This window comes from Paracoccus isoporae (genome assembly GCF_900101865.1).
Taxonomy (GTDB): Bacteria; Pseudomonadota; Alphaproteobacteria; order Rhodobacterales; family Rhodobacteraceae; genus Paracoccus; species Paracoccus isoporae.
Genome location: NZ_FNAH01000011.1, coordinates 20,539 through 38,116 on the forward strand (window position 1 = coordinate 20,539; position 17,578 = coordinate 38,116).

Here is a 17,578-nt window from a genome sequence, read left to right on the forward strand (position 1 = left end):
CCATGTTCGGCATACCATCTGCGAAAGGCTTTGACAGCACACTTGCCCTGCTGCGCAACCCATATGGGTTCATTTCGGAGACCTGCCGCGCACTCGACACAGACCTGTTCGAAACCCGCATCCTCCTTCAAGAGACGATCTGCATGACCGGCGCGGCGGCGGCAGAAGCCTTCTATCGGGAAGACCGGCTGATCCGCGCAGGCTCGATGCCAGGCCGCATACAGAAGTCCCTGCTGGGAGAAGGCGGCGTTCAGGGATTGGACGGCGCTGCCCACCAGCACCGCAAGAAGATGTTCATGTCACTCATGGGGACCGAGCGGATCGCCGCGCTTAAGGGCACGTCGCTTCACATGTTGGACAACTATGCGCCGGACTGGGAGGCGAGGAACGAGGTCGTCCTCTATGACGAAGTGCGCGAAATGCTCACAAGAGCTGCCTGCGCCTGGGCCGGGGTGCCGCTTAATGAAGCTGAGGTGGCGACCCGAACGGCGCAGCTTACAGCGCTTTTTCAGGACGCCGGGGCCCTTGGCCCCAAACACTGGCGCGCGCGTCTGGCGCGCCACCGCCTGGAAAAATGGGCAGCACGGCTAATCCAACAGGTCCGCGATGGTGAGCTTCAGCCGACGCAGGAAAGTGCCCTTCATATCATCGCGACATGGCGCGATCTCGATGGGGAGTTGTTGACCCCCAGGGTGGCCGCCGTAGAGCTGTTGAATGTCCTGCGCCCGACCGTCGCGGTATCCGTGTTCATAGTTCAGGCGGCGCATGCTTTACATCGGCATCCCGAGTGGCGGCAAAAGCTGAAGGACGACGAGGGACAGCTCGAACCTTTCGTGCAAGAGGTCCGCCGTCTGTATCCGTTCTTTCCCGCGGTTGCGGCACGGGTGAAGAGCGATTTCGAGTGGCGCGGATATCGCTTTCCCAAAGGGTACAGGGTTCTGCTCGACCTCTACGGCACGAATACCGACGCTCGTTCGTGGGACGCGCCGCAAGAGTTCCGGCCCGAGCGGTTTCACGATCGGGAGGTCACTCCCTACGAGTTCATTCCGCAGGGCGGTGGCGATCACCACAGGAACCACCGTTGTCCGGGCGAGTGGATCGCGATCAGCCAGATGAAGGCGTTTTGCAGTTTCTTCGTGAACGCCATCGACTACGAAGTGCCGGATCAGGATCTGGATCTGGAAACCGGAGAACTGCCGCCCATGCCCAAATCTCGGTTCATCATGCGTAACGTCAGGCCTCGGCAGTAGCTTCGCCCTCGTCCGGATCGACCGACCGCGCATCCTTCGTGGCCTCGAACGCCTCCCATGCAACGTAGGGCACGATCAGAAGCGCCGCCACCGGGTCGGCCCACCACCAGCCCATCCATTGCGTCAGACCGATCCCGGCCAACACCACGATCGTCTGATACTGGCAGATCATGGTGTCCTTGGCATCGTACTTCAGGGCGGGCGCATCGAGCCGCTTGCCGTAGCGATACTTGCCCCAGGCGAGGAACGGGTTGGCCACGAGCGAAGCACCCAGAATCGCGATACCCCACCAGTTGAAGCCCGGCGCCTTCTGCGAAATGAAGGCGGAGACCGCCTCGTAGAGGATCGCCGCGACGACGATCCAGAAGGCACAGGCAACCACGTAGAGCGCGACCTTCTTGCGGTGCAGGACCGTGCGCTTGTCGGCACCGTCCACCTCACTCTTCAAGCGCCAGATCAGAGTCGCAGCCGAGGTGGCCTCGACCGTACTGTCGAGGCCCCAACTCACCAGCGCTGCGCTGCCGGTCAGAAGTCCCACGGTGACGGATACGACGACCTCGATGATGTTGTAGACGAGGCTGGCGATCTCGACCCGGATGCCGCGCGTCAGATTGGCCTGCCGGTTATCTTGATGACTGCTCATAACACCTCATCACCGCAAAATTTTCGGCGAAAGTTCGAGGCGAGAATTGGCTACCTTGCCATCAGTTGCGCCACGGATCGAAAGCCGAGATTGTCCTGTTTCCAAGCTTCCTCAGTAGAGGCGAGCTTGTCCCTCATACATGAAAACCAAGGGCTTCGGACCTGTCGCGTAACCGGTGTTGAGCCGCTCCATGCGGAAGCCGCTTGTCTCGATCAAGTCGGCCGTCGGGCGGTCAAGATGGCAGTTCCCGGCGCAGTGTTTCCAGACAGGCGTCAGCCAGCGTTGCCAGCGCCGGATACGGGGTCCGGGCGCCAGGCCATGCTCGACGAAGCGGAAGACGCCATCCGGCTTGAGAACGCGCCGGATCTAGGCGAGAGCCTTCTCCGGTTCCGAAACGCTGCAGAGTGTCCAGGTGGCGACGACGCAATCGACGCTGCGATCTTCGAGCGGCAATGCTTCGGCCACGCCCTCGATCATCTCGGCCGCGGGCATCAGTCCATGGGAGGTTTGCGCGGCCCGAGAGAGGAGTTCGGGCGACGGATCAATACCGATGATCTGGCGCACGGCCTCGGGGTAGAGCGCAATGTTCAGGCCCGAGCCGATTCCGATCTCCAGCACACGCCCATGCAGCCCGGAGATGGCGCGGCGCCGGTAGGGAAGAAGTTGATCCTGGCCCATCGCCAGATGCGTCAGCCGAGGGAGGATATGTTTCTCGTACAGTCGCATCTGTTCACCCGATCCGCGCAAGGACAGGGAAGGTGTCCAGCAGCCAGTAGGCCAGTGCGCTCAACCGCCCGGTCATCATCGCCAGGCCCATCAGGATCATGACGCCGCCCGCAGCCTGATGCAGGCGGCGACCCCAACGACCGATGCCGCGCAGCCTGCCGGCAATACTGTCGGTGAACCCCGCGACGACCAGAAACGGGATCCCAAGGCCGGCCGAGTAGACGGCAAGCAATGCGACGCCCTCGCCAATCGTCGCGCTTGTCGCGCTGGCGGTTAGGATGGCACCGAGGATCGGCCCGATGCACGGTGTCCAGCCGAAACCGAAGGCGAGTCCGAGCACGTAGGAGGCGACCGGTTGCCCGCCCGGCAGGTCGAGATGGAAACGCAGGTCGCGCTCCATGGCCGACAGGCGCGCTGCCCCGATCATGAACAGACCGAACAGGATCACGATCGCGCCGCCGACGAGGTTGAGTTCGTAGCGCCACTGCAGCAGCGTCTGACCGAGCGCGGTGGCAGAGGCCCCAAGCGCGATGAATATCGTGGAGAAGCCAAGGACGAAACAGAAGCTGAGCCAGACGGCCCGCCCCTTCGAAGGCGCTGCACTGCCGGTGACCGTACGTCCGGCAACGTAGGATACGTAGCCGGGCACGAGCGGCAGCACGCAGGGCGACAGAAAGGAAACGGCACCGGCCAGCAATGCCGCCATTAGTCCAAGAACGGAAAGTTCAATCAAATCCACATCTCCAAACTGATCGGTAGACCGCCACCACGTGTGCGCACGGAGCGGAACGGCTGGCGCGGTCGTCGTGCTTTTCCATGTCCTATTGCTTACGTTCGTCAATAAGAGCGCTTATCTGCGCAACGGCTTCGGGGCTGTTCCATTCGGCCGGGCCTGCGAGGCGCCCCCGCTCGCGCCCAATGCGGTCGATCAGAATCGTTGTCGGCAGACCCACCACGGCCAAGGCCAGCATCGCGCGCGTATCCTCCGCGATATAGAGATCGAGGTTGCGAATGCCGGTCTCTCGGTAGAAGCGGCGCACAGGTTCGAGACCGGCCCGATCGATCGACAGCGGCAGAACATGAAAATCCGATCCGCCGAGGCGCGCTTGCAGCGCGTCGAGCGTCGGCATCTCCTCGCGACAAGGCGGGCACCAAGTCGCCCAAATGTTCAGAAGCACGACACGTCCCTCGAAGTCCGCCAGCGTCAGATCCCGTCCATCTCCATCCACGAAAGGCGGCGACAGGAGATCACGCGGAGTCCCGTGATTAGGGATCGGTGGTCGGGCGGAGGCAGGGCTTGCCGCAAGCGCCAAGACTCCGGCAAGGACGTCACGTCGCCTCACGGGTCGCTCTCAGCCTGCAACCGGCGCACGACCGGCAGAATGTCCTCCTCAAGCGAGGCCTGATCAAAGGGGCCGACATGCTTGTATGCAATGCGCCCCTCGGCGTCGATTATGTATGTTTCCGGCACTCCATAGACGCCCCAGTCTATCGCAACGCGGCCTGATCGGTCCGCGCCGATGCGGGTGAAGGGATCGCCGAGCTCTTCGAGGAAACCCAGCGCCTCCTCGGCATCGTCCTTGTAGTTGATACCGTAGATCGGAACGGTGCCCGCTTCGGCAAGATCGACGAGAAGCGGGTTCTCCGTGCGGCAGGGGACGCACCACGACGCCCAGACGTTGACGAGAGAAACCTGGTCTTGCAGGTTCGCCGAGGCTAGGCCGTCCTGCCGCCCTTCGATGGGCGGGAGCGCGAATTCCGGGATTGGTCTTCCGATCAGCGTCGAGGGCAACCGGTCGTCGTTGTTCCAGAGGCCCCAGTAGAAGACTACGCCCAGCAACCCAAACAGAAGAATAGGCAAAATCATGAGCGGCCGTCCGCTCCGGCGCCGCTTTTCTTGGTTATCCTTCGAACTCATAGCCTGCCATCAATGCTTGGAAGGAATAAGGTATCAGCAACCGCTGATATGAAGCAAACCGTCGCCGATCACAATGCCGAACGATGGGGGAGGCTTGGCCGCGGCTTCGCAGACCCGAGCCATACTTACTGTTTAGATTCGTAAGAAATCAGTGAAAGGTCGGTATCTGAAGAGGCCGTTGAATTCAGACCTCTGAACGGCCCCTTCGTCCGCTCTCCGGACATGCGCACCGAAAGCAGCGAAGAGCCGGTATTTGAGCAACTCAGCACGCTCAAATTCTCGCAGCATGATGGCAAAGCTGTCTTTGCCAGCGCTAGTAGTTCACCTGTTCGAAGTCGTAGTTGCCATCATAGTCACGCCAATCGACGAAGACAGATCGGTGATAGATACCCGGGCAATTCTGGCCCCAACGTTCAAGTCCCACATGGGCCTCAGGCAGGGCAGTTATAGAAGATCGCTGCCATGAGAAATCGCCTTGGGTTCCATAAGTGCCGAGGACTACAGTGGCGTAGCGTTCGCAGTCTCCTTCGCTTCCTGCTTCGTATTGCCGCGCGTAACGAACATCAAAGACACGGATGGATCGTACGAAATTGAACTCAGGTCCGCTGATATCGATGTCCGCCCGATCTTGAACGAGCCGGAGGGCCTGGTCGGCGGGAACGAATTTGTCTCTTGGCAAGGATTGGAGCGGTCGACGGCTGTCGGGCCAGTACAAGGCTTCAAAGATACGGCCAGCGTTGTTTGGTGGCCGATCGCCCTCATAGGAGGCGCCCATGGGACAGCGCCAGATTTGCAGCGGCGGTTCCACTGGCCAAGGCGTGATACGCCTGATGAATTCGGCGCGAGCTCGGGCGCAAGGGACGGAAGCGGGCCAGCCGCCAGACAGACACAAGAGGATCGCGCAGTCGATCGGGTATGTCTGCGCTCGGGCGGACATTGGTAGCGAAAGACCAGTCACGGTGAAAGCGACTGCAACCGAGGGGAGGAGCTTCTTGATCAGATAGTGCATGCTGCGGAACCTCCGTGAGAGGAGTCCAGCATATATACGATAATATACTACCGCAACACTAAGTATAAATACGCATAATGAAGTTTATGTTAACCAACTGGCGCCCTGAGCCGCTAAAACATTACGATTTGATAATGCCCCGGCAAGGGCAGTGCCACCGTACCAAAGTTACTCCTTTGCGAAAGGAGCGACCATGTTCAGAACTTTCGGATTGCTCTTGGGTCTCGCAACTGCTGTAGCTCTTTTGTTTATGGTTTCGAACAGATGCTGTCTTCTGCGAAGGCATCTGATTGAAAGCTACTCTACCTTTCACTTGCCCAGGCGATTGCCGCCTTCATTTCCGCCGGGTCGAACTGACGGAGTTCTGCCGTGGTCAGCACGTCGGCGAACCTGGTTCCCCACTCCAACAAAGCCCCTTCGCCCACCACAGCGACGCGGCGGAAGTCATTCCTATGGGCTGTGTCGATTTTCAGATCTTCGAGCAGAGCGGACGGCCCATCGTAGCCTTCGAACCTCGTGAGATCGAGAACCAGGCCGGGCTTACTTGTCTCTTGCAGGCGCTCATGAAGCAGGGCGTGCATCCGTTTCAGGTCGCTTTCGCTGAGCTTGCCCTCGCAGGCGAGGCCAATCGTGTCGTCATGAGCTGTCAGTGTCTCGGTGAACATGGTTTTCCTCCTCTTTTTCCGGTTTGCCGTGACCGTAAAGGTCAGCGTTTTCGTGTGCGCGGTCTTCGTGCTCAAATTCCAGACTCGAATGACCGATGCTGAAATCGTCCTTCAGCCGGTCCTTGATCGCGGCCTTGATCTTTTCGATTTGACCCCAGCCGTCCGCTGTCAGCACGACGTGGCAGTCCAGAGCCGCCTCGTGCTCCTGCATCTGCCACAGATGCACGTGATGAACGTCCGCGACACCATCCACACCCCGCATCGCCTGAACGACGGTTTCATTATCGATGTCCGGTGGACTGCCGAGCATCAGCGTCCGAATCGGACCGCCGATCTCGGTAAATGCGAGGTAGAGGATGTAGAGAGCGATGCCGATGGTGATCGCCGGGTCGACCCACCGCATGTTGTAGAGGAGGATGAGCGAGCCGCCGATGATGACCGCCACGGAGGCCAAAGCGTCCGATAGGTTGTGCAGGAAGAGCGCACGGATGTTCACGCTGCCTTTCTGCATCGAATAGGTGAGCAGCGCCGTCAACGTGTCGACGACCAGTGCCACACCGCCCAGGATCACCACCGTCCAGCCCTGTACCTCTGGTGGGTCGATCATGCGCATGCCACCCTCGTAGATCAGGTAGAAGCCGATCAGGATAAGTGTCGTGTAGTTGATGAGCGCTGCGACGATTTCTACCCGCCCATAGCCGAAGGTCATGCGCTTGTCCGCCGGGCGGCGAGCGATCTTACGCGCGAAGAAGGCGATCACCAGCGACGCCATGTCCGAGAAATTGTGGAGGGCATCCGCGATCAGCGCGAGGCTGCCGGAAAGGATCCCGCCGACGATCTGCGCGACCGTCAGGAGGCCGTTGGCCCAGATGGCGATGGAGACGCGACGATCACCGGATTGAGGATCGATGTGGGCGTGGCCGTGATCATGCGGCACGGTTCGTCTCCTCATGGCGGTGGTTCGGCCGATCGAATCCGGGGACCGGCGGCAAGATTCCGCGGCGGATGCGGCGAACCCTGGCATTCATCCAGTGACGGATGACGTGGCGATAGAGCAAGTCGCGCACAAATCCGAAGTTCTGGCGGTGCTTTGAGTAAAAATCGTCGGGTGCGTTGAAGGTTCCAAGATCGCGAACAATACCGGTTTTCTGGATGTAGGTATCATTGCCGGACCAAGTGACAGGCGGGGCGCTCAGACACTCCGTTCCAACCCCGTAGCCGCACAGACTATCCGTCTCGCGGAATTTCTGCTGCAGCGTCTGCAGGAAAGGCGCGTCCAGGATGAAGCCTTCAAGATTGACCCATCCGTCGCCCAAGTCCACCTCTACCCAGGAGTGGAGGATTTCGGACGGCGCGAGGGGATAGACGAGTTCCGGAACGACGCCTCTCTGAAGCGCCTTGTGGATTGTGAACCCGTGCAGTCGGCAGCGAACTCCCACGCCACGCAGCAGGGCCATGAGGAGCGTGCCCTTGGTGTTGCACTGCCCGTGGCCATCTGCGAGGACCTCGGACGCCGGAATGTCGTCGGCGCGGTTGTAGCCGAAGGTAATCTTGTTCCTGACGAAATCGTAGATGGCCCCAATTCGGTCGTCGCTGGGAAGGTCTGCCCAGCCGCGCTCCTCGATCAGTTTTGCAATTGAGGTCGCGTCAAAATCCAGCAGCCGGGTTTTGGCCAAATGAGGGTCGGCGGGGTTCACGGGATATCTCCTCGAATCGTTCACGAGAATATGTAGTTGCTACAGTCACTGTAGCTTCAAGCCCCGATTTCAGGCCGAGTCCTTGGTTACCTGATCGTCATTGTGCACCGCCTTGTGGTGTTCACCATGCGCGTCTCTCAGGATTCCGACGCCACCCCAGGCCGCGATGCCGGCGACAATCACGCCCACGACAAGGTCCGGCCAATTCGTTCCGAGCCAGGCTACGAGCCCGCCTGCGACGACGATTCCGAGATTGGCCGCGAAGTCGTTCCAGCTGAACGTATTCGCCGCTCGGATGTTCACGTCCGGATCGCGAAGCCGTGCCAACAGCCAGACGCAAAGTGCGTTGATGGCCGCCGCTACCAGCGCCATGACAATCATGATCGTGCCAAGAGGATCCGATCCGCCGACGTAGCGGCGCCAGGCGTCATACAGGATTCCAAGGGCGAAGAGGATCAGCAGGCCGCCCGAAACGTTCGCCGCTCCGCGCTTCCACTTGGCGGAGCGGGACAGCGCGAAGAGGCTGATCGCGTAGACGAAACTGTCCGACAGATTGTCGAGGCCATTGGCGATAAGCGCGCTTGAATCGCCGAATGCGCCCGAGGCGAAGAAAGCGATTGCCAGCCCGATGTTAAGACCCAGCACGATCCAGAGTGTGCGTCTTTCCGTTGCGTTTCTCTGCTCCGCCATGCCGGGTATCCAAATTAGTGAATTGCCAATGAGTAACTAACACCGGGCTTTTTGCGTTCCGATCAAAGGTCGTCGAGATTGCTCAGGCGCCGATCTCTTCATGGTCGGTCAGGCATTCGGAATGGTCGCGCAGTACCTCGAGCACACGGCAATCAGAAGTCTGTCCGCCGCTGCACTCATGCATCATCCGCTTCAATTCCGTCCGCAGCGCCTCGAGCCGCGCCAATCGTTGCTCGACCTGTTTGAGTTGCCGACGGGCGATTGCATCCGCCTCTGCACAGGACTTTCCCGGATGATCGCTGAGATCGAGGAGCTCACGGATCGCGTCCAACGAGAAGCCCAGTTGCCGAGCGTGCCGGACGAATGACAAGCGGTCGAGTTCGGCGTCGCCATAGCGTCGTTGGCCCCCCTCGGTCCTGCCGGGCTCAGGCATAAGTCCGATCTGCTCGTAATACCGGATGGTCTGCACTTTTGTTCCGGTCTTCTTCGCCAGAGTCCCAATCGTCAGCATTTCCGCTCCCCACATTACCTACAGTGGGTGTAGCTTTATGCGGTGCGCATCACAAGCTTCACCTGAGTTTCACAGATAGGTGATTGTTGGCCGATCGGTGACAATCACGCTTGAACCTACAGTAGCTAGAGGATGTAAACGCACACAAAATATAGAATCAAGTTCGGGCGGAGCGGCGTGAGGCTTTCAGGTCTTCAGAAGGTATTGTGGGTGTTGGCGGGCGCGGCGGCGTTCGTTTTCATCTGGCTGTTGCTATGGTCCGACTACCGTGCCGACCTTGCCCGAGCCGAGAATGAACCACCGTTTCTTGCTGATTTCGAACTGACCGATCATCGCGGCATTGTCCAAACGGACGAAGATTTCGCAGGGCGCTGGATGCTGGTCTTCTTTGGCTTCACCAATTGCCCTGACGTCTGTCCGACAACACTGTCCGAAGTCGCGGCCGTGATGGAGGGCCTGGGCGATGAGGCGGCAGTGGTTCAGCCGATTTTCATAACGATCGATCCCGAGCGAGATACGCCGACGGCTTTAGCGGAGTACGTGCCCATGTTCGACGCAGGGATCATCGGGCTTACCGGTACACCGGAGCAGATCGCCGCGACATCCGAAACTTTTCCGATATTCTATGAACGGATCGAGCAGGCGACTGCGCCGGGCGGATACACGATGGGTCACACGTCGCATCTTTTCCTTTTCGACACGCAAGCAGGCTTCGCGGCCTCCTGGCCCTACGGCACGCCCGCCGAAGAGATCCTCGCCGATCTGAGAGAGAGGATCTGATCGTCATGACCCGACTTTCCGGAGAGACGGCCCTCGGGCTGGCCTGGATCATCGCGCTCACCGCGTCGCTTGCAGTGCTCTTCATCGGCGAGGTTCTGGGGCAGACACCTTGCGTGCTTTGCTGGTTTCAGCGTGCCTTCATGTTTCCCTTGGCCATCGTCCTCGGGCTCGGGCTGTGGTGGCAGGATCGGCGCGTGGGTCGCTACGGGATCGCGCTGGCAATCGGGGGCGCCGCCATAGCGCTCTGGCACCTCGGCCTCTATGTCGAGCTGATCCCCGAACGCATCCAGCCCTGCACGGCGACAGGCCCATCCTGTACTGACGACAATCAACTGGTCTTCGGCATTCCGATTCCTCTGATGGCGCTCGTCGCCTTCGTGGTGATCGGGCTGCTGTCGGCTCTCTCACTGAAGGAAGCACAAGAATGAAACGACGCGGCCTCATCCTGTCCGTTCTCGCGCTCGGGGTCGCCGGTTTCGGCGGGGCCGCCTGGTATGCCACCCGCCCCGACCCGATTGCCGCGTCCGATCCCATCGACCCTGAAATGGCCAACGCGCTGATCCGACCCTATTCCCCGATCCTCGGGCCCGAGGATGCGCCCGTAACCATCGTTGAATTCTTCGACCCGGCCTGCGAGGCATGCCGCGCTTTCTATCCGGTCGTCGAGGATATCATGGCGGAGCACGGAGACGCGGTGCGCGTTGTAATCCGCTATACGCCTTTTCACGGCGAGGCGTCGGTAGAAGCGATCCGTGTGCTCGAGGCGGCGCGCATGCAGGACGTGTTTGAACCTGTGCTCGAGGCAGTCTTGCGAGAGCAGCCCAGATGGGCGTCTCACGGGACCCCGGCACCCGGATTGATCCTTGAGATTGCAGCAAGCGGAGGTCTGGATGTCGAAGCTGCCCGGACACAGTTGCTGGCCCCCGGTGTTGTGGCGGTGCTCAACCAGGACCGCGCCGATGTCGAGACAGTCGGGGTCCGCCAAACGCCCACGTTCTTCGTGAACGGCAAGCCTCTCGATCCGTTCGGTGAGGCCGAATTGCGGAGGCTGGTGGCAGTGGAAGTTGCGGCAAGCCAAAGCTGATTTGCGGAGGCAGGAGAAACGAGTGGTGAAGAAGTTGAGATATACCAATGCATTGGCCGTGCTTTTGACGGTTGCAGGGCTGTCGGCCCCCGCACTGGCCGGTTCGGAGGATGTCGTGGTCGAGAATGCGTGGTCCCGCGCCTCGATCGGCGTCAACAGGCCAGGTGCCGCCTATATGACCGTGCGCAACACGGGTGAAGACGCCGTTACGCTGACCGGACTTGCGACACCGCTGGCAATGATGCCCGAGATCCATGAGTCGAAAACCAACTCCGATGGCGTCAGTTCCATGGCACCTGCAGGCGAGATCACGATTGAGCCCGGCCAAAGCGTGGCATTGGAGCCGGGCGGGTTGCACGCCATGCTCATGAAGCTGCAAGAGCCGATGACCGAAGGCGAGAATTTCCCGCTGACACTGACCTTCTCGGATGGCGGCAAGGTGACGGTCGAGGTCCCAATCCTCGGAATCGCCGCGCGTGGACCGGAGGGCTGATGCAACGTCGGCAGCTCCTTCTATACGGCGCAGCCGGTGCCGGCGTTCTTGGCCTGACGCTCTTCGTGGGCTGGTGGCGGGTGGACGGGCCCGGTGCGCCTGAACCAAAAGGGCAGCGGCCCCTGCCCCTATCGGCGATGGAGTTCCGGCTGACCGACCACGAGGAAAATGAGGTAGGGCCTGGCAACCTGATCGGTCGTCCGACAATGGTGTTTTTCGGGTTCACCTACTGCCCGGACGTCTGCCCGACGACCCTATCGGATATTTCCGGCTGGCTTGAGGAACTGGGCGACGAAGCATCAGAGATGAACGTGGTCTTCATCACGGTCGACCCGGAGCGGGACACGGTCGAGGCCATGGCCGAATATGTCGGCTATTTTCATCCGGTCATTCGTGGTTGGACGGGGCCGGAAGACCAGATTGCCCGCGCTGCAGAAGGGTTTCGTGCCTCATTTGAGCGCGTCCCGACTGAGGGCGGCGGCTATACGATGAACCATACGGCAGGCGTATTCCTGTTCGATGCCGAGGGTGAGCTCGTCACCATGATCGACTATCACGAGCCAAGAGAATTCGCGGTGCCGAAGATCCGGCGCGCACTGACAGAAGACGTAGAGGGGGCAACATGAAGATAAGAATTGTCTTGGCGGCCGTTGCGGTCGCAGGCGCATTTTCGGTGACCGCCATCGCCATCTCTGGCGTTCTGTCCAAAGAACCGGTGCCCCCTGCGATTGCTGAAGCGACCCTCTGGACTCCCGATCCGCTTGCGCCGCCTCGGATTACCGAAACCAATTCGGTCCGCCCTACACTCGCCCAGGCAGATATCGCATTCGAGTTCAGACCCCGGCCCCTCCTGACCGTTTCCCCCGCTGATACCTCCTTGCCATCTATCGAGCCCCAGCTGGTCACCTGGTCGCGCGAGATTGCGTCGGGCGAGACGCTTGATGCGGTCCTTTCCGATGCGGGGCTGGATGCTTCGGATCGCGCCGAAATCGCCTTGGCGATTGGCGCGGAATACGATCTGCGCCGTCTGCGTCCGGGTCACATCATTACCGTGGTTTCCACAACGGACGACAACCCGCGTCGTGTAGAACTAGCCGTCGATGACGGTGTCCGGATAGAGGCGGTCTTCGGCGAACAGCTTGCCGCCCGCGTGTTGGAGCCGGATCCCGAATTGGTGACTTTCGCTGGCGAGGCGGTGATCGAGAGCTCGATTTTCGCCGCCCTAGACACGGCAGACATCCCCGCCCGTTTTGCGGTGGACCTGGCGCAGATGCTGGGCGGCACCGTGGATTTCCGTCGTGATCTTGCGGGTGGCGAGACGATGCGCCTCCTTTGGCGCGAGGCCCGAGACGGGAATAAGAGGATTGGTCAGCCCGAGCTTGCCTTTGCCGCACTGGATATCGATGGCTCGGTCTATGAAATCGTCTGGCCGAACGACGGCAGCGGCCAAGCGACGATCTATGTCGACGGAGAAGTCCTGCGCGTGTTTGCGCAACCGGTCGAAGGTGCACGGCTGAGTTCTGTGTTCGGGCGCCGCACCCATCCGGTCTACGGCAATGTACGGATGCACACAGGGGTCGACTTCGCGGCGGCGCGCGGCACGCCGGTACAGGCGACGGCGCCGGGCCGCGTTCGCTTCATCGGCCGACGCGGTGGGTATGGCCGGGTCGTCGAGATCGCTCATGGCTCCGACACCCTGACGCGCTATGCGCATCTGAGCGCCGTACCGGACGGGCTCACACAAGGGCAACGCGTGATGGCCGGAGATATGATCGGGCGGGTCGGTGCGACGGGTACCGCGACAGGCCCCAACCTACATTACGAAGTGCTGGTGGACGGTCGCCCAACCGACCCTCTCTCTGACGACCGATTGGCAGAGGCGGCCGAGCGTGAAGCGGACGACACGGCCGCGCTTGAGCGACTGCGTGAGGCGCGTTCACTTCTTGCTGAGAGGCTCGCCAGCGAATTTGCACAGACGACAACCGAAAGGCTTTGATCCATGAAACGATTTACTCCCGCCCTTGCCATCGCATTTGCCTTGCTTCCCGCGGCGCAGGCCGTCGCAGAGACGATTCAGATCGACGTCCGGAAGACAAACGGCTGCGGCTGTTGCCTGTCCTGGATGAAGCACCTCGAGGAGAATGGCTTCGCGCCGATGGGCGAGGACATGTTCGGAGGATCTCTTGTGCGCTTCAAACTCGACAATGGCGTGCCGCAGCGCATGGTGTCCTGCCATACTGCTCTGGTCGACGGCTATGTGATCGAGGGCCACGTGCCGGCGGCTGACATCCAACGCCTGCTGGAGGACCGGCCAGACGCGGTAGGCCTGGCGGTGCCGGGAATGCCCTACGGGTCGCCCGGCATGGGACCGGAGGACGACCGGGAGGCTTACGATGTCTTCCTGATCCACGAAGACGGATCGACCGAGGTCTACACCAGCTACTCGGCTCCTGACTGAACTCGCGGCAGAACCTTAACAATTGGAACCCCTCTCCCCCATAGCGCTTGGCTTTCTTGGAAGCCTGGCCGCCGGATCGCTGACCGCGGTCGGGGCGGTCCCCGTTCTTTTTGGGCGCATCCCGTCCCGGGCCACGCGCGATCTGCTGCTTGGCTTCGCGGCGGGTGTCATGCTCGCGGCTTCGTTCTTCTCGCTGATCATCCCGGCTCTCGACGCAGCTGAAGGACAGTTCGACAACGGTGCTCTCCCGGCGGCCATCGTATGTGTTGCGATCCTGCTTGGCATGGGCGCGGTCGCTCTGATGAACGAACGGCTGCCGCATGAACATTTCAAGACGGGGCGGGAAGGTCCCGACGCCGCATCGCTGCGGCGCGTCTGGCTTTTCATCATCGCGATCACTATCCACAATTTTCCCGAAGGGCTTGCCGTCGGCGTCGGGTTCGGGGCTGACGGTTTGTCGGGCGGGTTGCCACTTGCGATCGGTATTGGATTACAGAATGCCCCCGAAGGTCTGGCGGTGGCGGTTTCGTTGCTCGGCGAGGGCTATTCCAGGTATCGCGCCTGGGGCATCGCCGCCCTGACCGGTCTCGTCGAGCCCGTCGGCGGGCTCATCGGCGCGGGTATCATCGGCATCTCGCAACCGCTGCTGCCTTGGGGTCTCGCCTTCGCAGCAGGGGCGATGCTCTATGTCATCAGCCACGAGATCATTCCGGAAACCCACCGGTCCGGACATCAGAACAGGGCGACGCTCGGCCTCGCGGTTGGTCTTGTGATCATGTTGTTCCTCGACGTCTGGCTGGGATAAGCGGATGAGATCTTGCCTCTTCGTCGGTCTGCTTGCTGCTCTGATCGCCTTTCTTGTCGATCAGGCAACGAAGGCAATCGTTGTTTCCAATGCGACTGTTCTTAGTTCCGGCGTATCGGTCTTTCCCGGCTTCAATCTCATCTACCTGCGCAATGACGGGGTGACCTTCGGGCTTCTCGGCGGTGCGCCGTGGTGGAGCCTTGTCGTATTGGCACTTGGCATCTGCGTCTGGTTGGCGGCTATGCTGATCCGTTCCAGCAGCCGGGTCGAGGCCATTGCCTATGGTGCGATCATCGGCGGTGCTCTCGGCAATATTCTGGACCGCCTGCGCTATCGTGCGGTGACGGATTTCCTCGATTTCTACATCGGGACGGCGCACTGGCCTGCCTTCAACATGGCCGATGTTTTTGTGGTTGGCGGCGTGATGCTGCTGCTCATTGCGCCGTGGGTTGGCGCTCGACTTCAGACCGATTCATGAAGCCGGGTTTGCCGCAGATCGTTAGTGAGGACCCGAACCTGTTCCAGTGCATGGGTCTTGCCCTTGTTGCCGGCGGATTGACGGTTTTGACCCTTCCGCCGTTTTCTTGGCTCATGGCGGTCCCTGTCGCCTTCTCAGTGCTCTTTATCGTTCTCCGGAACATCTCAACCTCGCGCGCTTTCCTTGTCGGTTGGGCTTTCGGACTGGGCCAATTCGGGATTGGAATTTCCTGGATCGCCGAGAGCTTCTATGTCGATGCCGAACGTTTCGGCGCACTGGCGATCCCGGCGGTCGCGGGTCTGTCCGCCGGAATCGCCATCTTCCCGGGCATGGCGGCGATGCTTTTTGCCGCCATCATGCAGCGCCGAGCTTTCGGCGGCATTGCGGCGGGCCTTCTGTTTGCAACCTGCTGGGTGGTCACGGAGTGGCTGCGGGGTCATATCCTGACGGGGTTTCCCTGGAACCTTGCCGCTTATGCCCTTGTCGACTATGCCGCCCTGCGCCAACCCGCCGCCTGGGTCGGCAGCTACGGTTTGGGCTTTCTCACGGTCTTCATCGGCATATTGCCAGGTGTGTTGACTGTGGCGGCGCCAAAGAGACGCGCGCCTGTTCACGTGCTCTTCGCCGTTGCTGTGACGGGTCTCTGGGTTGGCGGTGCGCTTCGGTCAGGGCAGGACGTGCCGCCGACAGACGTTGCTTTGCGCATCGTCCAAGGCAATGTGCCACAAGTCGAGAAGTGGGTACCGGGCAGCCGCCAGCGAGCCTTAGAAAAATACCTGGGCTTGTCCGCGCAACCCGGACGTTTCGATGTGCTGCTTTGGCCGGAAACGGCCTTCCCCGGCTTTCTGGATGAAGATGCTGCGGCACGCGCGCGGATATCTGCAGCTTTGCCAGACGGCAGGATCCTACTGACAGGTGCGCCTGACCGAGTGGAGGGCGATGGGGGAACCAGATATTTCAACACGGTTCAGGCATACGATGGCACCAGTGAGATTCTGACGGGATATGCAAAACATCATCTCGTTCCGTTTGGCGAATATGTGCCGCTGAGAGGCTGGCTGCCCATCGAACGACTGACGGAAGGGTTGGGCGATTTCACGCCGGGACCAGGGCCGCGCACGCTGGCGATCCCTGGCGCGCCTCTGGTCGCGGTGGCGATCTGTTACGAGATCATCTTTCCGGGCCACGTGGTCGATGACCTTTTCCGTCCCGACTGGATATTCAACGCCACAAATGATGCCTGGTTCGGAACCAGCATCGGACCCGAGCAGCACCTCGCCTCCGCGCGGATGCGCGCGGTCGAGGAGGGGCTTCCCGTGGTCCGGGCGGCCAACACTGGGATATCCGCGATCATCGACGCCAATGGAAATGTCGTCGCGCGTCTTGATACCGGGGAAACAGGCACCATTGATGCCGGCCTGCCGGGCGCGCGTACTCCAACGCCCTATGCGCGGTTCGGCGACTGGACCTTGTTGGTTCTTGTTTTTGGGTGCTGGGTCTTCGGCTGGCTGGCCAGTTTGCTCGGACGAGATCCCGATGCGCGGCATTTTGGAACGGAGGTATCCTGATGCTTGTGATCGTGAGCGCTATCGGAGGCGCGATCTGGGGTGGCTATCTGGCACGACGGAGGAGGGGGAATCACCTGGATATCCTCCAATATGCGGTAGTGTCTGCGATCGCCTTCGGACTTGTCGCCCTGTTTGCAACCATCGTGCTGTCGCGGGTTCTCGGCTAGCGAGCTTCGAAATTGCGCAAACGTGTCAGCGGCTTGAAGACCCGATAGCTCGAGGTCCCGATAGAGAATCGCGCGAATGTGCATCTAGGCGAGCTCATTTCTGATTGAGCCGTCGCTCGAACGCCTCCAATGTCGTCCCGCTGACGTGATGCTCGATCCCTTCCGCATCGCGTTCCGCGGTCTCTTCGTCGATTCCCAGGCTCAGAAGAAAGGCGACGACGACCCTGTGGCGGCGTCGACAGATCTCCGCGAGGTCCTGCCCGGCATCGGTGAGGAATATCGCGCGGTATGGCTCCCGCCGGACCAGACCAGCAGCCTTGAGCCGCGAGATGTTCTTGGTCACGGTCGGCGGCTTCACGCCAAGCCGCTCGGCGATCTCGACCGGTCTGGCCTCCCCGCGCGTCTCGATCAGTTCCGCGATCAGTTCGACGTAATCCTCCGCCATCTCGCTTTCATGTGCCTGACGCACGGTCGCAAAGCCCTCGGCCTGCGCCTCGGGAGCCCGGTCGACCGCTTCGAATGGCTCACGCCCATGTGATTGTAGCTTTGTCATACTCGGGACTTTGCAGCGAAACAGCGGGATTGACAACTTGTTTGCTTCGGGTAGATAAGTTAGCCATGTCTAACTTTGTACTT

General features: G+C 60.8%; 23 protein-coding genes. 11 read left to right on the forward strand and 12 right to left on the reverse strand.

All coding sequences use genetic code 11. The features are described 5' to 3' along the window. The first annotated feature begins 2 nt into the window (after positions 1-2). Entirely contained in the window at positions 3-1,250 is a 1,248-nt protein-coding gene (locus BLT73_RS14470; protein ID WP_067921147.1) for a cytochrome P450, read from the forward strand. On the opposite strand, the gene BLT73_RS14475 is transcribed toward BLT73_RS14470, so the two are convergent. The 11 genes from BLT73_RS14475 to BLT73_RS14525 all read right to left on the reverse strand — a co-directional run bounded on the left by BLT73_RS14475 (position 1,234) and on the right by BLT73_RS14525 (position 9,109). Beyond that, a complete protein-coding gene (locus BLT73_RS14475) occupies positions 1,234-1,893 on the reverse strand; it encodes a cation diffusion facilitator family transporter (RefSeq protein WP_082849320.1) in 660 nt (219 codons plus the stop codon). The two genes, BLT73_RS14470 and BLT73_RS14475, sit on opposite strands and share 17 nt — an antisense overlap. Before the next feature lie 366 nt (positions 1,894-2,259). After that, positions 2,260-2,619 (reverse strand): class I SAM-dependent methyltransferase, encoded by a 360-nt coding sequence (locus BLT73_RS17660; RefSeq protein ID WP_245727350.1) that lies wholly within the window; start codon positions 2,617-2,619, stop codon positions 2,260-2,262. Between the two features lie 4 nt (positions 2,620-2,623). Then, the gene (locus tag BLT73_RS14485; protein WP_348348220.1) at positions 2,624-3,325 is read right to left on the reverse strand and encodes a cytochrome c biogenesis CcdA family protein; all 702 of its coding nucleotides are present in this window, start codon (positions 3,323-3,325) and stop codon (positions 2,624-2,626) included. Between the two features lie 115 nt (positions 3,326-3,440). Beyond that, entirely contained in the window at positions 3,441-3,962 is a 522-nt protein-coding gene (locus BLT73_RS14490; protein WP_067631003.1) for a TlpA family protein disulfide reductase, read from the reverse strand. Then, on the reverse strand, positions 3,959-4,537 hold the full coding sequence (locus BLT73_RS14495) for a DsbE family thiol:disulfide interchange protein (protein ID WP_236549773.1): 579 nt from the start codon (positions 4,535-4,537) through the stop codon (positions 3,959-3,961). Before BLT73_RS14495 ends, BLT73_RS14490 begins: the two co-directional genes overlap by 4 nt. 313 nt (positions 4,538-4,850) lie before the next feature. Beyond that, positions 4,851-5,546, reverse strand: a complete 696-nt coding sequence (locus tag BLT73_RS14500; protein ID WP_236628310.1) for a hypothetical protein — start codon at positions 5,544-5,546, stop codon at positions 4,851-4,853. 302 nt (positions 5,547-5,848) lie between these two features. Then, entirely contained in the window at positions 5,849-6,211 is a 363-nt protein-coding gene (locus tag BLT73_RS14505) for a SpoIIAA family protein (RefSeq protein ID WP_050532584.1), read from the reverse strand. Then, the gene (locus BLT73_RS14510; RefSeq protein WP_007803480.1) at positions 6,183-7,148 is read right to left on the reverse strand and encodes a cation diffusion facilitator family transporter; all 966 of its coding nucleotides are present in this window, start codon (positions 7,146-7,148) and stop codon (positions 6,183-6,185) included. The genes BLT73_RS14505 and BLT73_RS14510 overlap by 29 nt, the downstream gene beginning before the upstream one ends. Further along, positions 7,138-7,908: a transglutaminase-like domain-containing protein gene (locus BLT73_RS14515; protein WP_067920038.1), complete on the reverse strand. Its 771-nt coding sequence runs from the start codon at positions 7,906-7,908 to the stop codon at positions 7,138-7,140. The genes BLT73_RS14510 and BLT73_RS14515 overlap by 11 nt, the downstream gene beginning before the upstream one ends. A 69-nt stretch (positions 7,909-7,977) precedes the next feature. After that, positions 7,978-8,598: a cation efflux transmembrane domain-containing protein gene (locus tag BLT73_RS14520; RefSeq protein WP_067920036.1), complete on the reverse strand. Its 621-nt coding sequence runs from the start codon at positions 8,596-8,598 to the stop codon at positions 7,978-7,980. An 82-nt stretch (positions 8,599-8,680) separates the two neighbouring features. After that, positions 8,681-9,109 (reverse strand): MerR family transcriptional regulator, encoded by a 429-nt coding sequence (locus BLT73_RS14525; protein WP_090525097.1) that lies wholly within the window; start codon positions 9,107-9,109, stop codon positions 8,681-8,683. 213 nt (positions 9,110-9,322) lie between these two features. On the opposite strand from BLT73_RS14525, the gene BLT73_RS14530 reads away from it, so the two are divergent. From BLT73_RS14530 to lnt, 10 genes are read left to right on the forward strand one after another with little or no spacing between them, the layout of a single operon-like run. Continuing rightward, positions 9,323-9,889: an SCO family protein gene (locus tag BLT73_RS14530; protein WP_090525099.1), complete on the forward strand. Its 567-nt coding sequence runs from the start codon at positions 9,323-9,325 to the stop codon at positions 9,887-9,889. Positions 9,890-9,894: 5 nt separating this feature from the next. Then, complete coding sequence (locus BLT73_RS14535) at positions 9,895-10,317, forward strand: disulfide bond formation protein B (protein ID WP_046002647.1); 423 nt, start codon at positions 9,895-9,897, stop codon at positions 10,315-10,317. Then, entirely contained in the window at positions 10,314-10,973 is a 660-nt protein-coding gene (locus tag BLT73_RS14540; RefSeq protein ID WP_090525012.1) for a DsbA family protein, read from the forward strand. Before BLT73_RS14535 ends, BLT73_RS14540 begins: the two co-directional genes overlap by 4 nt. A 22-nt stretch (positions 10,974-10,995) precedes the next feature. Continuing rightward, complete coding sequence (locus BLT73_RS14545; protein WP_008327335.1) at positions 10,996-11,466, forward strand: copper chaperone PCu(A)C; 471 nt, start codon at positions 10,996-10,998, stop codon at positions 11,464-11,466. Beyond that, entirely contained in the window at positions 11,466-12,092 is a 627-nt protein-coding gene (locus BLT73_RS14550) for an SCO family protein (RefSeq protein WP_067920035.1), read from the forward strand. Before BLT73_RS14545 ends, BLT73_RS14550 begins: the two co-directional genes overlap by 1 nt. Continuing rightward, a complete protein-coding gene (locus tag BLT73_RS14555; protein ID WP_090525015.1) occupies positions 12,089-13,462 on the forward strand; it encodes a M23 family metallopeptidase in 1,374 nt (457 codons plus the stop codon). The genes BLT73_RS14550 and BLT73_RS14555 overlap by 4 nt, the downstream gene beginning before the upstream one ends. A 3-nt stretch (positions 13,463-13,465) precedes the next feature. Continuing rightward, complete coding sequence (locus BLT73_RS14560; RefSeq protein ID WP_050532589.1) at positions 13,466-13,924, forward strand: DUF411 domain-containing protein; 459 nt, start codon at positions 13,466-13,468, stop codon at positions 13,922-13,924. A 22-nt stretch (positions 13,925-13,946) separates the two neighbouring features. Beyond that, complete coding sequence (locus BLT73_RS14565; RefSeq protein ID WP_090525017.1) at positions 13,947-14,729, forward strand: ZIP family metal transporter; 783 nt, start codon at positions 13,947-13,949, stop codon at positions 14,727-14,729. 4 nt (positions 14,730-14,733) lie between these two features. Beyond that, on the forward strand, positions 14,734-15,207 hold the full coding sequence (lspA, locus tag BLT73_RS14570) for a signal peptidase II (RefSeq protein ID WP_048535494.1): 474 nt from the start codon (positions 14,734-14,736) through the stop codon (positions 15,205-15,207). Continuing rightward, positions 15,204-16,775, forward strand: a complete 1,572-nt coding sequence (lnt, locus tag BLT73_RS14575; RefSeq protein ID WP_090525019.1) for an apolipoprotein N-acyltransferase — start codon at positions 15,204-15,206, stop codon at positions 16,773-16,775. The genes lspA and lnt overlap by 4 nt, the downstream gene beginning before the upstream one ends. A gap of 261 nt (positions 16,776-17,036) precedes the next feature. Here lnt and mntR read toward each other — a convergent pair whose 3' ends face one another. Further along, positions 17,037-17,495, reverse strand: a complete 459-nt coding sequence (gene mntR / locus BLT73_RS14585) for a manganese-binding transcriptional regulator MntR (RefSeq protein WP_067920029.1) — start codon at positions 17,493-17,495, stop codon at positions 17,037-17,039. Positions 17,496-17,578 lie beyond the last annotated feature (83 nt).

What these genes read in the sequence shown, in the direction of transcription:
- BLT73_RS14470 (WP_067921147.1), top strand. Translation starts at nt 3, where the DNA reads ATGTTCGGCATACCATCTGCGAAAGGCTTTGACAGCACACTTGCCCTG.
- BLT73_RS14475 (WP_082849320.1), bottom strand. Translation starts at nt 1,893, where the DNA reads ATGAGCAGTCATCAAGATAACCGGCAGGCCAATCTGACGCGCGGCATC.
- BLT73_RS17660 (WP_245727350.1), bottom strand. Translation starts at nt 2,619, where the DNA reads ATGCGACTGTACGAGAAACATATCCTCCCTCGGCTGACGCATCTGGCG.
- BLT73_RS14485 (WP_348348220.1), bottom strand. Translation starts at nt 3,325, where the DNA reads ATGGCGGCATTGCTGGCCGGTGCCGTTTCCTTTCTGTCGCCCTGCGTG.
- BLT73_RS14495 (WP_236549773.1), bottom strand. Translation starts at nt 4,537, where the DNA reads ATGAGTTCGAAGGATAACCAAGAAAAGCGGCGCCGGAGCGGACGGCCG.
- BLT73_RS14500 (WP_236628310.1), bottom strand. Translation starts at nt 5,546, where the DNA reads ATGCACTATCTGATCAAGAAGCTCCTCCCCTCGGTTGCAGTCGCTTTC.
- BLT73_RS14505 (WP_050532584.1), bottom strand. Translation starts at nt 6,211, where the DNA reads ATGTTCACCGAGACACTGACAGCTCATGACGACACGATTGGCCTCGCC.
- BLT73_RS14520 (WP_067920036.1), bottom strand. Translation starts at nt 8,598, where the DNA reads ATGGCGGAGCAGAGAAACGCAACGGAAAGACGCACACTCTGGATCGTG.
- BLT73_RS14525 (WP_090525097.1), bottom strand. Translation starts at nt 9,109, where the DNA reads ATGCTGACGATTGGGACTCTGGCGAAGAAGACCGGAACAAAAGTGCAG.
- BLT73_RS14535 (WP_046002647.1), top strand. Translation starts at nt 9,895, where the DNA reads ATGACCCGACTTTCCGGAGAGACGGCCCTCGGGCTGGCCTGGATCATC.
- BLT73_RS14540 (WP_090525012.1), top strand. Translation starts at nt 10,314, where the DNA reads ATGAAACGACGCGGCCTCATCCTGTCCGTTCTCGCGCTCGGGGTCGCC.
- BLT73_RS14550 (WP_067920035.1), top strand. Translation starts at nt 11,466, where the DNA reads ATGCAACGTCGGCAGCTCCTTCTATACGGCGCAGCCGGTGCCGGCGTT.
- BLT73_RS14555 (WP_090525015.1), top strand. Translation starts at nt 12,089, where the DNA reads ATGAAGATAAGAATTGTCTTGGCGGCCGTTGCGGTCGCAGGCGCATTT.
- BLT73_RS14560 (WP_050532589.1), top strand. Translation starts at nt 13,466, where the DNA reads ATGAAACGATTTACTCCCGCCCTTGCCATCGCATTTGCCTTGCTTCCC.
- lspA (WP_048535494.1), top strand. Translation starts at nt 14,734, where the DNA reads ATGAGATCTTGCCTCTTCGTCGGTCTGCTTGCTGCTCTGATCGCCTTT.
- lnt (WP_090525019.1), top strand. Translation starts at nt 15,204, where the DNA reads ATGAAGCCGGGTTTGCCGCAGATCGTTAGTGAGGACCCGAACCTGTTC.
- mntR (WP_067920029.1), bottom strand. Translation starts at nt 17,495, where the DNA reads ATGACAAAGCTACAATCACATGGGCGTGAGCCATTCGAAGCGGTCGAC.